The sequence below is a fragment of the Collinsella aerofaciens genome, from assembly GCF_039752775.1.
GTDB lineage: Bacteria > Actinomycetota > Coriobacteriia > Coriobacteriales > Coriobacteriaceae > Collinsella > Collinsella aerofaciens_R.
The window spans coordinates 1-13,151 of the sequence record NZ_JBDMGT010000008.1 but is presented as its reverse complement, the minus strand read 5'-3'; the positions used below and the strand labels follow the sequence as shown (position 1 = coordinate 13,151).

At 62.4% G+C, this 13,151-nt stretch carries 11 protein-coding genes and 1 tRNA gene; 1 reads left to right on the top strand and 11 read right to left on the bottom strand.

Going from position 1 to position 13,151, the window contains the following annotated elements; genetic code table 11:
• Position 1: 1 nt before the first annotated feature.
• The 10 genes from ABHR63_RS03360 to ABHR63_RS03315 form a co-directional block, all read right to left on the bottom strand.
• Positions 2-76, bottom strand: a tRNA-Asn gene (locus ABHR63_RS03360).
• A gap of 206 nt (positions 77-282) precedes the next feature.
• Positions 283-1,632, bottom strand: coding sequence for an RNA polymerase sigma factor RpoD (gene rpoD / locus ABHR63_RS03355; protein WP_346964681.1), 1,350 nt, complete (start codon positions 1,630-1,632; stop codon positions 283-285).
• A 110-nt stretch (positions 1,633-1,742) separates the two neighbouring features.
• Positions 1,743-3,851, bottom strand: a complete 2,109-nt coding sequence (dnaG, locus tag ABHR63_RS03350; RefSeq protein WP_346964682.1) for a DNA primase — start codon at positions 3,849-3,851, stop codon at positions 1,743-1,745.
• Positions 3,844-4,851 carry a riboflavin biosynthesis protein RibF gene (gene ribF, locus ABHR63_RS03345; protein WP_346964683.1) on the bottom strand — a complete coding sequence of 336 codons (1,008 nt, stop codon included), beginning with the start codon at positions 4,849-4,851 and terminating at the stop codon, positions 3,844-3,846. Before ribF ends, dnaG begins: the two co-directional genes overlap by 8 nt.
• Positions 4,848-5,780 (bottom strand): tRNA pseudouridine(55) synthase TruB, encoded by a 933-nt coding sequence (gene truB, locus ABHR63_RS03340; RefSeq protein WP_346964684.1) that lies wholly within the window; start codon positions 5,778-5,780, stop codon positions 4,848-4,850. Before truB ends, ribF begins: the two co-directional genes overlap by 4 nt.
• Before the next feature lie 15 nt (positions 5,781-5,795).
• The gene (locus ABHR63_RS03335) at positions 5,796-6,839 is read right to left on the bottom strand and encodes a DHH family phosphoesterase (protein ID WP_117746005.1); all 1,044 of its coding nucleotides are present in this window, start codon (positions 6,837-6,839) and stop codon (positions 5,796-5,798) included.
• Positions 6,832-7,242, bottom strand: coding sequence for a 30S ribosome-binding factor RbfA (gene rbfA, locus ABHR63_RS03330; RefSeq protein WP_006234038.1), 411 nt, complete (start codon positions 7,240-7,242; stop codon positions 6,832-6,834). The genes ABHR63_RS03335 and rbfA overlap by 8 nt, the downstream gene beginning before the upstream one ends.
• Positions 7,243-7,253: 11 nt before the next feature.
• Positions 7,254-9,968 (bottom strand): translation initiation factor IF-2, encoded by a 2,715-nt coding sequence (infB, locus tag ABHR63_RS03325; RefSeq protein ID WP_346964685.1) that lies wholly within the window; start codon positions 9,966-9,968, stop codon positions 7,254-7,256.
• Positions 9,969-10,058: 90 nt separating this feature from the next.
• On the bottom strand, positions 10,059-11,306 hold the full coding sequence (gene nusA, locus ABHR63_RS03320; RefSeq protein ID WP_195503196.1) for a transcription termination factor NusA: 1,248 nt from the start codon (positions 11,304-11,306) through the stop codon (positions 10,059-10,061).
• A 1-nt stretch (position 11,307) separates the two neighbouring features.
• The gene (locus ABHR63_RS03315) at positions 11,308-11,802 is read right to left on the bottom strand and encodes a ribosome maturation factor RimP (protein WP_271736321.1); all 495 of its coding nucleotides are present in this window, start codon (positions 11,800-11,802) and stop codon (positions 11,308-11,310) included.
• 369 nt (positions 11,803-12,171) lie between these two features.
• On the opposite strand from ABHR63_RS03315, the gene ABHR63_RS03310 reads away from it, so the two are divergent.
• Positions 12,172-12,744, top strand: a complete 573-nt coding sequence (locus ABHR63_RS03310) for a hypothetical protein (RefSeq protein ID WP_346964686.1) — start codon at positions 12,172-12,174, stop codon at positions 12,742-12,744.
• 104 nt (positions 12,745-12,848) lie between these two features.
• Here the strand turns inward: ABHR63_RS03310 and ABHR63_RS03305 are convergent.
• Positions 12,849-13,151: class I tRNA ligase family protein (locus tag ABHR63_RS03305; RefSeq protein ID WP_346965869.1), on the bottom strand; the 303-nt coding region annotated here is incomplete at its 5' end.

The window sequence follows — 13,151 nt, the reverse complement described above, 5'->3', positions numbered from 1 at the left end:
CTGGCTCCCCGGGTAGGACTCGAACCTACAACAGCGCGGTTAACAGCCGCGTGCTCTACCATTGAGCTACCGAGGAATAGGTGCGTGCTCTCAAGCAACGAAGTTTATTATACGGACGAATCAGCTTAGGGCAAGAACTTTTTTAAGAAATTTTCCGACCTAGTCATTGGGGACGACCCAGTCATTGGGGACGTTCTTAAACGACTAGTCATTCAAGAACGTCCCCAACGACTACATGAAAGCGCCCTCAAGCGGATGTGCTTGAGGGCGCTTCTTGCTTGACTAGCTCTCGATGTAATCCTTCAGCTTGCTGCTGCGGCTCGGGTGGCGGAGCTTCGCCAGGGTCTTGGACTCGATCTGGCGGATGCGCTCGCGCGTGACGCCAAACTCGCGGCCGACTTCCTCGAGCGTACGGGGATGTCCGTCGACAAGGCCAAAGCGCAGCTCGATAACCTTGCGCTCACGATCGGCAAGCGAATCGAGCACCTGGGTGAGCTGCTCCTGCAGCATGGAGAAGCTGGCGGCATCGGGCGGAACGATGGCCTGGGAGTCCTCGATAAAGTCGCCCAGTTGGGAATCCTCTTCCTCGCCGATGGGGGTCTCGAGCGACACGGGCTCCTGCGAGATCTTCTGGATCTCGCGGACGCGGTCGGCACTCATGTCCATCTCGGCACCGATCTCCTCGGGGGTCGGGTCGCGACCCAGGTCCTGGAGAAGCTGACGCTGCACGCGGACGAGCTTGTTGATGGTCTCGACCATGTGCACGGGAATACGGATGGTACGGGCCTGGTCGGCGATAGCGCGCGTGATGGCCTGACGGATCCACCACGTGGCGTACGTGGAGAACTTAAAGCCCTTCTGGTAGTCGAACTTCTCGACGGCGCGGATCAGACCGAGGTTGCCCTCCTGAATCAGGTCCAGGAACAGCATGCCGCGGCCGACATAGCGCTTGGCGATGGAGACGACCAGACGCAGGTTTGCGCTGATGAGCGCCTGCTTGGCTTCGAGGCCCACGTTCTCAATGCGCGTAAGACGACGCATCTCGGCACGCGTGAGTTCGAGCTCACCAGCATCGGCAGCCTCGAGCTTCTCGGTGGCATCGAGACCGGCCTCGATCTTCATGGCCAGATCGACCTCTTCGGAGGCGGTCAGCAGGTCGACCTTGCCGATCTCCTTGAGGTACATACGGACCGGGTCGCCGGTCAGCATCACCGTGGAGGCATCGATGCCGCGCACGCGCGAACGCGAACGGGACGTGCGCACGGTGCGCTTCTTCTTGCTCTTGGAAGAACCCATCTCGGCGTCGGCCTGGCGGGCCATCTTGAGCTCGTGATCGTCGAGCGAGCCGGAATCGTGCTCGTCGTCGTCATCGAAATCGTCGGTATCGGTATCGTTATCGTCATCGTCGACGTCCATGGGGGCGTCGTCGTTACCGCTCGCGGAGATAATCTGGATGCCGCTGTTGCGCAGCGCGGAATACACCGCGGTGAGCTGCTCGTCAGAAACATCGATATCCTTCAGGGCGACCTGAATCTCGTCCTCGGTTACCGAAGTCCTGTTTGAGCCGTTGCCCATGAGCTTTGCAACGTAGGATTCCAGCCCAGTACCCGTGCTCTCAGTCTTTTTTGGCACAGATTCTCCCTTCATAGTCCACAGGACTCAATACTTTAGCACACACATTGACGTCTATACCCAAAAAGAAGACTGGATATAGGCGAGAATACGCTGGTTGACCACAACATCTAGGCTTGTTCGGTGCCCGCGGCCTCCAGGCCGATCAAACGGAACGGGTCCGCCACGCCGCCGATCGACTTTTGCAGTTCGCGTTGACGTTGCGAATCCTGCGCGGCCTGCACGGTCAGCGCGCGACGGGCCTCATCATCGAGTGAACGGTCCTGGCGCAGCTTGGCCTGTGCGGCACGCATGCGACGCTTGATGGTGTAGAGCTCAAGCGTATCAAGCATAAACACGATGTTCGTCTCGGTGGGGTGTTTGCTCGTCGCGGAGATGCGCCCGGCACTCACAAGCGTTGCCGCATCGGGACACACTGAGCGCGCCGCATCCATGCAGGCTGCAGGATCGGTTCCCGGCGGCGTTGCCAGAACGGCCCATGCAATGGACTCGTGACGCGGGTCAACCCACTCGATGGAGCAGATGCGGTCGGCATACGTGCGGAACAGGTCGGGGTAGCTCGTGAGCATCGTCAACAGCTCGCGCTCCCCTGCCAAGGACTTGCGCTCTAGATCGGTAAGAACCATCGGCGCCGCCGCAGCCGGTGCGCCCGAACCGTCAGCCACAGGCACAGCGCCCATACCATCAGGCACATCGATCGGCGGCAGGTCGTCGACGACCTCCACGGGCGCGGCGCCGTAGGCATCGAGCGGGACGTAGTCGTACGGCTCTTCTTCGACCGGTGCGGACACCGGCGGCGTCGCGCCCGATGCCCAAGCACCGCGACCGGCATCGCGAGAACCCGACGCCCGACCGCCCGCGCTACCGGACCGCTCAGTCTGTGCCCGCTGGCGCTCATAGTTCTGCTCACGACGTCGTTCCGCATCCTCGCGCTTGGCGACATCGCGAAACACACGACCCGAGCTCGCGCGCACCGTCTCCAGATCCAAACCCAGCAGATCGGCAATCTGGATAAAGTACGTGTCGATCATATAGCTATCGCGCAGCGGATAGATAAGCGTCAGCGCATCTTCCAGCGCCTTAGCGCGACCGCCCGGCGTGGTGATGTCACTCGACTCCTGCAGCGAACGGTAGACAAAGTCCATAAGCGGCTCGGCAGCGTCGATGCGCGTCTGCAGTGCCTCGCCACCATGTGCGGTGATGAACTCCATGGGGTCGTTGCCGTCGGGGAGCACCACGCAGCGCAGGTCCATGGAATCCTGCTCGATAAACTGAATCGCGCGACGGGCGGCCTTCTGGCCCGCTGCATCGCCGTCGAACATATACACGATGCGCTTGGCAAAGCGAGTGAGCGTCTTGACGTGATGCTCCGTGAGGGCGGTGCCCAGCGTGGCGACAACGTTTTTAATCCCCGCCTCCCAGCAGGCGATGCAATCGGTATAGCCCTCTACCACGATGGCGGTATCCTGCGCGACGATAAACTCCTTGGCCCAATTAAAGCCGTAGAGGTTTCGCTTTTTATGAAACACGCTCGTCTCGGCGGTGTTGAGATACTTAGGCTGGCCGTCGCCCATAATGCGACCGCCAAAGGCAATGTTGTGACCCTGCTCGTCAAAGATGGGGAACATCACGCGGTCGTAAAAGCGGTCGGCAAGCTGCCCGCGCCCGCGACTCACGGCAACGTTGGCGTCGATCATCTCCTGCGGGGTAAAACCCGCCTGGGACAGGTGCGACACCAGCGCGTTACGGCCCGGTGCAAAGCCCAGGCAGTAGCGGCGGCAGACGTCGCCGCCCATGCCGCGGCTGGCAAAGTACTCGCGCGGACGGCCGTCCTTACCGCGCATGAGCATGGTGTGGTAGAACTGGGCGGTCTCGGCGCACAGATCGTAGATGCGGGCACGCTTGGTGCCGCGCTCGCGGCGATCTCCGGTGTCATGCAGCTCAATACCCGCGCGATCGGCCAAGTAACGGATTGACTCGGGAAAGCTCAGGTTCTCGCGCTTCATGATATACGTGAAGACGTCGCCGCCCTCGCCGCAACCAAAGCAATGCCACACCTGCGTGGCGGGGATAATGTGGAAGGACGGCGTCTTCTCGCCATGGAAGGGGCAGCATCCCCAAAACTCATGGCCGCGGGGCTTGAGCTCGACCGTTTCCTGCACGATAGCAACCAGGTCGGACGCAGCGCGTACCTGATCTTTTTCCTCATCGCTAATCACGAATGCTCACCCCCTGCTCACCCAAGTTGTGACGAATGTCCTCGATATTACCCTCGACGGTCGCAATCAACTCATCCAGCGAATCGAACACGCGCGAGGGACGCAGCCAGCGCGTAAACGCCAGCGAAACAGAAGCGCCGTACAGGTCTCCCGTATATCCAATTAAGTTAGCCTCGAGATGCGCAGATGCCGCATCGTCGGCATACGTTGGCGGCAGGCCGACGTTCACGGCAGCGGGCCACGCGGTGTCATCGACCAGCACCAGACCCTCATACACGCCATCGGCTGGCACCTGAATACCGTCGGGAACCTGCAGGTTTGCCGTGGGAAAGCCCATGCCAGAGCCCTCGTGACGGCCGCGAACAACACCGCCACGCACCATATACGGACGGCCGAGTAACTCAGCAGCAAGCTCCACATGGCCCTGTCCCAGCTCATGACGAATGCGGGTGGCGCAAATGGCCTCACCGCCCTCGCAAAGCAAGTCGTGACCATACACGCCAACGCCGTGCTCGGCACCCCAGGCGCGCATCTCGTCAACACCAGATGCACCGCCACGGCCCAGCCTAAAGTCGCTGCCAACGCGAATCGAGCGAATGTCGACCAGACGCGACACCAAGGAGAGAAAATCAACATGGTCAAGCGCCGCAACCTCAGGCGTAAAGGGAACGGCCACCACCGCATCGACCCCGGTTTGAGCCAGGGCATGCAGACGGTCGGCCGTCGTCATCAATTTTTGAGCGGGCGAAGGGCTCACCACGACGTCCGGGTCGGGATCGAAGGTAACCACGACCGCCTTACAGCCATGGGCACGGGCATCACGGACAAGCGCTTTAATGAGTTCCTGGTGTCCACGGTGAACTCCGTCGAACACGCCAATGGCGATCGATGCGGCACCCAAGCGCTCGCACTCATCAAACGTATCGGCAGTAACGATGCGAGCCTCGTCCGACTCGCCGGCGAAAAAGATACGCGCGAGCTCGCGAGCGGAAAACATCATCGAACACCGCCGATGGCCTGCGGAAACACGTGCTCCATGACAAAGCGGCCACTCTCAATGCGGGCGAGCGCCTTGAGTCCCCCATCGAGCACCAGCGCAAACGGCGCCTTCGAGGAATCGAAATCGGCAAGCGCACGCTCAACGGGAATGCGTCGGCCGCAGAGCAGGTCGTCGGCAAGATTGCCCGGCAAGTCAACACGCGTGGCGCCCAGGGCCGCAATGGGATCCAGGGCAAAGCCAGCGGCGGACTCGGGAGAAAGCTCCTCGACCGCATGACAGGCGCCAATGGAAACGACACCGGAGGCCGTGCGGCGCAGCGCGGAAATGTGCGCGGCGCTCTCGCAGGCGCGGCCCAGGTCGCGAGCGAGCGCACGAATGTAGGTGCCCTTGCTCACCGAGAACGCCACGGTCCACGCACACGTATCACCCTCGCCGCCCACGGCGATCAGGTCGGCGGCATAAACCTCGACGGGGCGCGGAGGTAGGTCCACCGCATTGCCCTCGCGAGCAGACTTGTAGGCGCGAACGCCATTGACCGAGATAGCCGAAAACGCCGGCGGCACCTGCATCTGCGGACCCAGCATGGCGGCCAAGTGCTCACGGGCATAGGCAGGATCGCGGAGCTCGTTGGCAACAGCCACTGTGCGGACCGCCTCGCCCTCCGCATCATCGGTATTGGTCTCGGCACCAAACGAAATGTCGGCGACATAGCTTTTGGTATCGAGGGTTAGCATACCCAGCAGACGGGTGGCCTGACCCACGCCCACAACCATGACACCCGATGCCATGGGGTCGAGCGTACCGGCATGGCCGACGCGCCGCTCATGGAGGGCGCGTCGGCATTGCGAGACCACGTCATGGGACGTGCAGCCCACCGGCTTATCGACGGCGAGTAGCATATTCAATTGAGAAGGCGTTCGACGAGCCATGTACCATCCAATTAGTTAGAGCTCGACGGTCACCGAAGCGGGATCCTCCCCCACCAGCTCGGCCAGCATGGGAAGTGCCACGGCGAGCGTCTCGCGAATCGTTCCGTTGTTGGAGAAACCGGCGGCAGCATGATGCCCGCCACCGCCAAAGTTGGCAGCAATCTCGGACACATCGAGGTCGCCCTTGGAGCGCAGGTTGCCACGCACCTTGGTATCGCCCTCAATGCCCTTTAAGAACATGCAAACCTCGACGCCCATCACCGAACGCACCACATCGACCAGGCCGTCGCACTCGTCCGAGGTGACACCGCAGGCCTCAAGGTCGCTCTGGTAGGCATAGCTATACGCCACGCGCCCATGCGCGACCGTCTTAATGCGACCCATGACAATGGACTTGAGGTGCAAAAACTCAACGCGCATGCTCTGATAGACCTCGAGCGCAACGCGCGCCGGATCGGCACCGTGCGCCACCAGGCGCGAGGCCGCATGGAACGCGGCGGCATCGGCGTTTTGGTACTGAAAACGGCCGGTATCGGTCACCAAGCCGCACAGCAAGCAGGTCGCGACGCCATCACGTGCGACAATGCCGCAATTGTCCAAGAAACGGTCGATGATCATGGCGCAGGCCGCGGCATCGACGCGCCTCAGACTGAGCTCGGCAAACTCCTCGCGCGCCGGATGATGATCGAAGCACACCACATGCTTGGAGCGACGAAGCACCTCGGCAGAATTATTGAGGCGCTCGACGACCGGTACGTCCACCGAGATGAACAGGTCAGGATTGCCGGCGTACGCAGATGCCGGCACCAGGCGATCGGAGCCTTCCATAAAGCGGTAGATACGCGGAACCGGGTCATCGTCTGCCAGCAGCAGCGCAATGTCCTTGTTGGGGAAAAACTTCATGAGCGAAAGGCCCAGACCCAATACGGAGCCCAAGGCGTCGCCATCGGGAGAAGTATGTCCCGAAATCGCAATGGAGGACGCACCCTCGATGAGCTCGAGGATGCGTCGCTGAATATCTGCAGACTCGCACGAGGCGAGGTCGGCGGAATTAGTCATCTAAAGCTGCCTCCTGGGCGGCATCCGCTATCGGATAGCCGTCCTCGTCCTTTTCGATCGCAAGCGTGGCGGGAACGTTTTCCAGCGCACGCGTGATGCGCTCGGCCTCATCGGTCGAGCGATCGATGCGAAAATCGAGCTCGGGCGTAACACGCCAATCGAGCGAGCGAGCCAACAGGCTGCGAATACGGCCCTTAGCGCTAGCGAGCGCCTCCATGACCTCGTCGTAGCGGCTCGCATCGCACGACACGTACACGCGCGCGAACGAACGGTCCACCGCGACTTCGACCGCGGTCAAAGTAACCAGGTCGAGACGCGGATCGGAAACCTCAAAGAGCAGGATATAACCGAGCTTCTCGCGAAGCTGCTCGCCCAGTCGGCGGGTTGCCTGCGTTTGCTTCATAGCGCTACCCCCTACTCGGTACGGGCAACCTGGTCGATACGGTAACCCTCGATCTGGTCACCGGGCTTGATGTCCTGGAAGTTCTCCAGGCCAATACCGCCCTCGGAACCGCTCTTGAGGCTCTTGGCCTCGTCCTTGTAGTGGCGCATCGAGGCGATCTTGCCGTTGAAGACCACGATGCCGTCGCGCACCAGACGCACGGAATCGGTCGCGGCGATCTCGCCCTCCTCGACGCGGACACCGGCGGCGATACCGACTTTGGGCACCTTGAAGGTGTCCAGGACGGTCGCGGTACCCGTGGCGACCTCGACCTCGGTGGGCTTGAGCATGCCGATACGGGCGGCGTCGAGCTCCTCGAGGCACTTGTAGATGACGTCGTAGCAACGGATCTCGACGCCCTCGCGCTCGGCGGCGGAGCGAGCCTTACCGTCGGGACGGACGCCAAAGCCGATGATGATGGCGTTGGAGGCGTCGGCCAGGACGACGTCGGTCTCGTTGATGGCGCCAACGGCGGAGTGGATCGTGTTGATACGAACCTCGGACTGATCCATCTTGTCGAGCGAGTCCTGAAGAGCTTCGATGGAACCCTGGACGTCGGCCTTGATGATCAGGTTGAGCTCCTTGACCTCGGCGTCGGCGATGGTCTCGAAGAGGTTCTCGAGCGTGACGTGCTTGACGCGGCTCTGCTCCTCGATACGGGCCTTCAGCGAACGCTCGTCGGCCAGGGCGCGTGCCTCGCGCTCGTCCTCGAACACGCGGAACTCGTCGCCGGCGTTGGGCACGGACTGCAGGCCCAAAATCTCGACAGCGTCGGAGGGACCGGCCTCGGTGACGGCGCGGCCCTTGGGGTCGAGCATGGCACGGACGCGGCCATAGGTAAGGCCGGCGACCAGCGTATCGCCCACGTGCAAGGTACCGCGGGTCACGAGCACGGTAGCGACCGAGCCACGGCCCTTGTCGAGCTTGGCCTCGAGGACGTTGCCGGAGGCAAAGGTGTCCGGGTTGGCCTTGAGCTCGAGCACGTCGGCCTGGAGCAGCACGGTCTCCAGAAGTTCGTCGATACCGATCTTCTGCTTGGCCGAGATGTTGACGAACATGTTCTGTCCGCCCCACTCCTCGGGGATGACTCCGTACTCGGTGAGCTCCTGACGCACACGGTCGGGGTTGGCGCCCGGCTTATCAATCTTGTTGACGGCAACGACGATGGGTACGCCGGCGGCCTTGGCGTGGTTGATCGACTCGACCGTCTGGGGCATGACGCCGTCGTCAGCGGCGACGATCAGGATGACGATGTCGGTCACCTTGGCGCCACGGGCACGCATAGCCGTAAAGGTGGCGTGACCCGGGGTATCGATAAAGGTGATCTTGCGGTCGTTGATCATGACCTGCGAAGCGCCGATGGCCTGCGTAATGCCGCCCGCCTCGCCGGCAGCAACGCCGGTGTGACGGATGGCGTCAAGCAGCGACGTCTTGCCGTGGTCGACGTGGCCCATGACGGTGACGACCGGGGCACGCGGCTTAAGGTCGGCGGGATCGTCGTAGAACGAGAAGGTGTTCTCCTCCTCGGGGGTGATAATCTTGATCTGACGGCCCAGGTCGTCGGCAACGAGCTCAACGAGGTCGTCGGACATGGACTGCGTCATGGTGAGCGGCGTACCCAGCAGGAACAGGCGCTTGATGATGTCGTTGGCCGGAACGTCGAGCGCCTCGGCAAGCTCCTGGACGGTAACGCCCTGGGAGACCTTGATGGCGTCGAGGTCCTCGGGGTTCACGCCCTGGGCCAGCGCCTCCTCTATCTTGCGCTCCTCCTGAGCCTTGGCAGCCTCGCGCTCGCGCTTCTCCTTGCGCTTCTTGCGGCGACCGGTGGACTCGCGAGAGGCCTCCTCGACGGCAGCACGAGCCTCCTCGAGCACCTTCTCGCGGCTGTACTCCTCGGCCTCGCGAGCCATGCGGCTGTAGTGGTCCTCTTCGTTGTTGTGACCGCCCTTGCGCTTCTTGCCCTTGCCCTGCTTATCGGGGTTGGGGAAGTCCATGCCGGCAGCGACGTTGTTGCTGGCGTTGGTGCGATGACTGTGCGGACGGCTCTCGGAGGCGTTGCGCTCGGAGTTGTTGTCGGAGGCGTTGCGATCGTTACGACGGCCACCGCGGCGGTCGTTGTTGCCGCCACGACGGTTACCGCGCTCGGCGGCGCGCTCGGCCTTGGCCTTGTCCTCGGCGTCCTTCTTCTCCTTGAGCACGGTCTCCTGTGCGGCGATCTGGTCGAGCAGCGAACGGAAACGCGAACCGGAGTCGGAAGCGGGAACGGCGCGGCGCTGGGCCTCGCGGGCAGCCTCCTCCTTCTCGCGGGCAAGGCGCTCCTGCTCGGCCTTCTTCTTGGCCTCGGCCTCGGCGCGGGCGGCCTCCTCGGCAGCCTGGGCCGCGGCGAACTGGCGGCGCTCCTCCTCGCGTGCCTTCTCGGCAGCGATGCGCTCGCGCTCGGCCTCGGCGGCACGCGCGGCCTCCTCGGCGGCAGCGGCCTGCTCCTCGGCCTGCTTGGCGGCCTCGACTTCCTGGGCGCGGGCCTCGATCACCGGGGCGAGCTGCTTGCGGACCATGGCGACGTAAGCGTCCTCCAGGGCGGAGGAAGCGGACTTAGCGGGAATCTTCATATCGGCGAGATGACCCATCAGTTCCTTGGAGGTCATGCCGAACTCTTTGGCCAGGGTGGACACACGGACTTTTGCCATATGACTTCACCTACCCTTTCTGGCACCTTGGTGCCTAGAGACTGAACGAGCGTGGGAGATGCGCCGGAACCCGTCCGGCGCGACCGCGCGCTAGATCAGGTCCTCCGCATCATCGAAGGCGTCGGTGTCGTGGACACCGCAGAAACGGGAGCCGGGACGGGCCTGGTTGCGGCACTGAATGCCGTCCTCGGACACGTACTCGCAGCGACGGACGTCGTCGTCCTCCTCGTCACCGATCAGGTCGGCGGCGGGCTCCTCGTGAACGGGGACGTTCTTGAGGATGTCGGCGGCAAGGGTCTCGGACTTAATGTCGATGTGCCAACCAGTCAGGCGAGCGGCGAGGCGGGCGTTCTGGCCCTCCTTGCCAATGGCGAGGGACAGCTGGTCGTCCGGCACGATGACGCCGGCGTAGGCCTTCTCCTCGTCGATGAGGACGCGGGTGACTTTGGCGGGCGACAGGGCGTTGGCAACGTAGACGGCCGGATCGGCATCCCACAGGATGACGTCGACACGCTCACCACGGAGCTCACCAACGACGGCGCGGACACGGCTGCCCTTGGGGCCGACGCAGGCGCCCACGGGATCCAGACGATCGTCGAGCGAATGGACGGCGACCTTGGAGCGCTGGCCCGGCTCGCGAGCGATCGACTTGATCTGGACGGTGCCCTCATAGATCTCGGGCACCTCCTGCTCAAACAGACGACGCATGAGCTCGGGGTGGGTACGGGAGATGACAATCGGCGGACGGCTGTGCTCGCCACGAACCGGCTGCAGGTTGGAGTTGGGGTCGCGAACGTCGATGATCACGGCCTTGATGTGCTGGTTGTGCAGGTAGCGCTCGCCCATCGGACGCTCGTTGCGCTCGTTCTCGTAACGGCGCTGGTCGAAGTGCGGAAGCTCGGCCTCGACGCCCTCGCGGATCTTGACGATTGTGAAGTCGGGCGTGGACTGCAGCACGGTACCGCTGATGAGGTCACCGATGCGGCCGGAGAACTCCTCGTAAATCTGCTCGCGGGCGGAGTTGCGCACGATGGCGTTGATCTCGGCCTTGGCGTGCTGGGCAGCGATGCGGCTCGTGTTCTTGGGAGTGACGTCGATCTCCTCGAACTCGGTGAAGTTGCCCTCCTCGTCCATAGAATCGTCGATCGGCTCCAGGCGGTAGACGTAGATCTTGCCGGTGGTGCGGTCGATGGTCACCTTGGCGCCCCACTCAAGATGCAGGATCTCGGCATAGCTCTTGGCAAGCGACTGCTCCAGGCGGTCGATCAGGTAGAGCTGGTCGATGTGCTTCTCCTGGCAAAGCTCCATCAGGGCGGACATCATGTCGGATGCTGCCATCTTACTTTCCTTCCTTCGCGGGCTTGAAGTCGTAGGTGGGCTTCAACTTGCACTTTTTAACATCAGAGAAATCGAGGGTGACGGACTCGCCGTCCTCGAGCTCGAGGGTCACGTCGGTCTCGGTCGCAGCGGCAATCTTGCCGGTGAACTTGCGACAGCCCTCGGTGGCGGTGGAGGTGAGCTCGCAGTCCTCGCCCACAAAGCGGGCAAAGTCGCGCGGGCGGCGCAACGGGCGCGCCATGCCCGGGCTCGACACCTCAAGCGTGTAGCTCGAAGAAATGGGATCGAGCTCCTCGATCACGTCGCCGACCCACTTGGTGTTGGCCGTGACGTCGTTGAGCGACAGGCTCTGACCCTCGGCACCCTCGATACGCACACGCACGCAGGGGGCCTTGGTGGCACCCACGAGCTCGACGTCGACGATGTCGACATCGTGCTGGGGAGCGACGGCCTCGAGCGCGTCGATGATCGCCTGCTCGGTCTTGGTCTTGACCATTGCGGCACCTCCATCCATACAAAAAAGAAGCGGGGCCGAAACCCCACTTCTTTCAATTACAACTTCATTTGCAAGCAAACTATACCAATAGCTGCGGAAACGTGCAAGCACAGTACGAATCTGCAGGTCAGCGTGTGCACAGCTTCTCCATAAGAATAGGACAATTGGTCGAGGAACCCCATGCGGCGCACCCTCAACAGCCCCAAAACGGGCCATGCGTCCCATTCCACAGGCCCGTTCGGACCCCAAGGGCATTCCTCCCCGAGCCCCTATCGATCAGACTTACGCTAGGGGACATTCTGCAACAAGCCAGCCAGCAAGTCGCGCAACGACGAACCTTTCCAAATCCTCTACGGCAAGGAGGCACCCATGAAACGCCTAGGCACCCTCTGCATGACTGCGCTCGCCATCGCAACGTGCTCGTTGGCCCTCTTGGGCTGCGGCAACGCGAGTGGCAAAACCGACACATGCGAACCGAACCCTGGCAGCACAAAAGCCATCGAAAAAACGACGCCATCGGAGAGCTTCGACAAAATAGACGAGGACATCGTCGATCCCCAGGGCCTGAGTCCCGATTCCCAAGAACAGCTCCCCATCGACCTTGAGGCAGACGAGAACGTCCATGTTACCTGCGTGGGCAAGGACACGGATGGCTACGGCGACGCCGCGCTCGTCTTTACGGTGACCAACAACACCGGTGTCGACATGATGTTTGGCGATGTGGACTCCTATGCCTACGTCAACGGCGTGGTCCGCGACGTACGCATGCGCCAACCGGTCGCCGCTGGAGAGGAAACGCGCGCCATGCTCACCTTTGTGGGCACCTTCGACGACCCGGACTTTGATGTGAACAACGACCTCAACGACATCTACCTCAAAATTTGGATGTTCGAAGAGGCAACGGGCAACGTTTACTTTAGGGACCTGGTACACATCCCATAGAAGACGGTGCGACGCAATGACTAAGCAGGGCATACAACACAAAACGAGGGACGACCCAACCGGATCGCCCCTCGTCTTTTATGCGTCAGTTAAGCACGCAATGCTTACTTGACCACCAGGTTGACCAGCTTACCGGGCACGCAGATGGCCTTGACGACCGTCTTGCCCTCGAGCCACTTGGCGACGGCGGCCTCGGCGGCAGCCTGCATATCCTCATTAGAGGCATCGCGGGCAACGTCGACGCGGCCGCGGACCTTGCCGAGCACCTGGACCACGATCTGCACCGTGTCCTCAACGGACTCGGCCAGATCGAACTCGGGCCAGGCGGCGGTATAGGCGTTGCCCTCGCAGCCGAGCGCCTCGTGCCACAGCTCGTCGGCCCAGAACGGGCAGATGGGGGCAAGGAC

Bases quoted from the DNA above. Each gene is read 5' to 3' on its own strand.
- ribF (WP_346964683.1), bottom strand. From the start codon at position 4,851: ATGATGTTTTCCGCTCGCGAGCTCGCGCGTATCTTTTTCGCCGGCGAG.
- truB (WP_346964684.1), bottom strand. From the start codon at position 5,780: ATGGCTCGTCGAACGCCTTCTCAATTGAATATGCTACTCGCCGTCGAT.
- ABHR63_RS03335 (WP_117746005.1), bottom strand. From the start codon at position 6,839: ATGACTAATTCCGCCGACCTCGCCTCGTGCGAGTCTGCAGATATTCAG.
- rbfA (WP_006234038.1), bottom strand. From the start codon at position 7,242: ATGAAGCAAACGCAGGCAACCCGCCGACTGGGCGAGCAGCTTCGCGAG.
- infB (WP_346964685.1), bottom strand. From the start codon at position 9,968: ATGGCAAAAGTCCGTGTGTCCACCCTGGCCAAAGAGTTCGGCATGACC.
- nusA (WP_195503196.1), bottom strand. From the start codon at position 11,306: ATGGCAGCATCCGACATGATGTCCGCCCTGATGGAGCTTTGCCAGGAG.
- ABHR63_RS03315 (WP_271736321.1), bottom strand. From the start codon at position 11,802: ATGGTCAAGACCAAGACCGAGCAGGCGATCATCGACGCGCTCGAGGCC.
- ABHR63_RS03310 (WP_346964686.1), top strand. From the start codon at position 12,172: ATGAAACGCCTAGGCACCCTCTGCATGACTGCGCTCGCCATCGCAACG.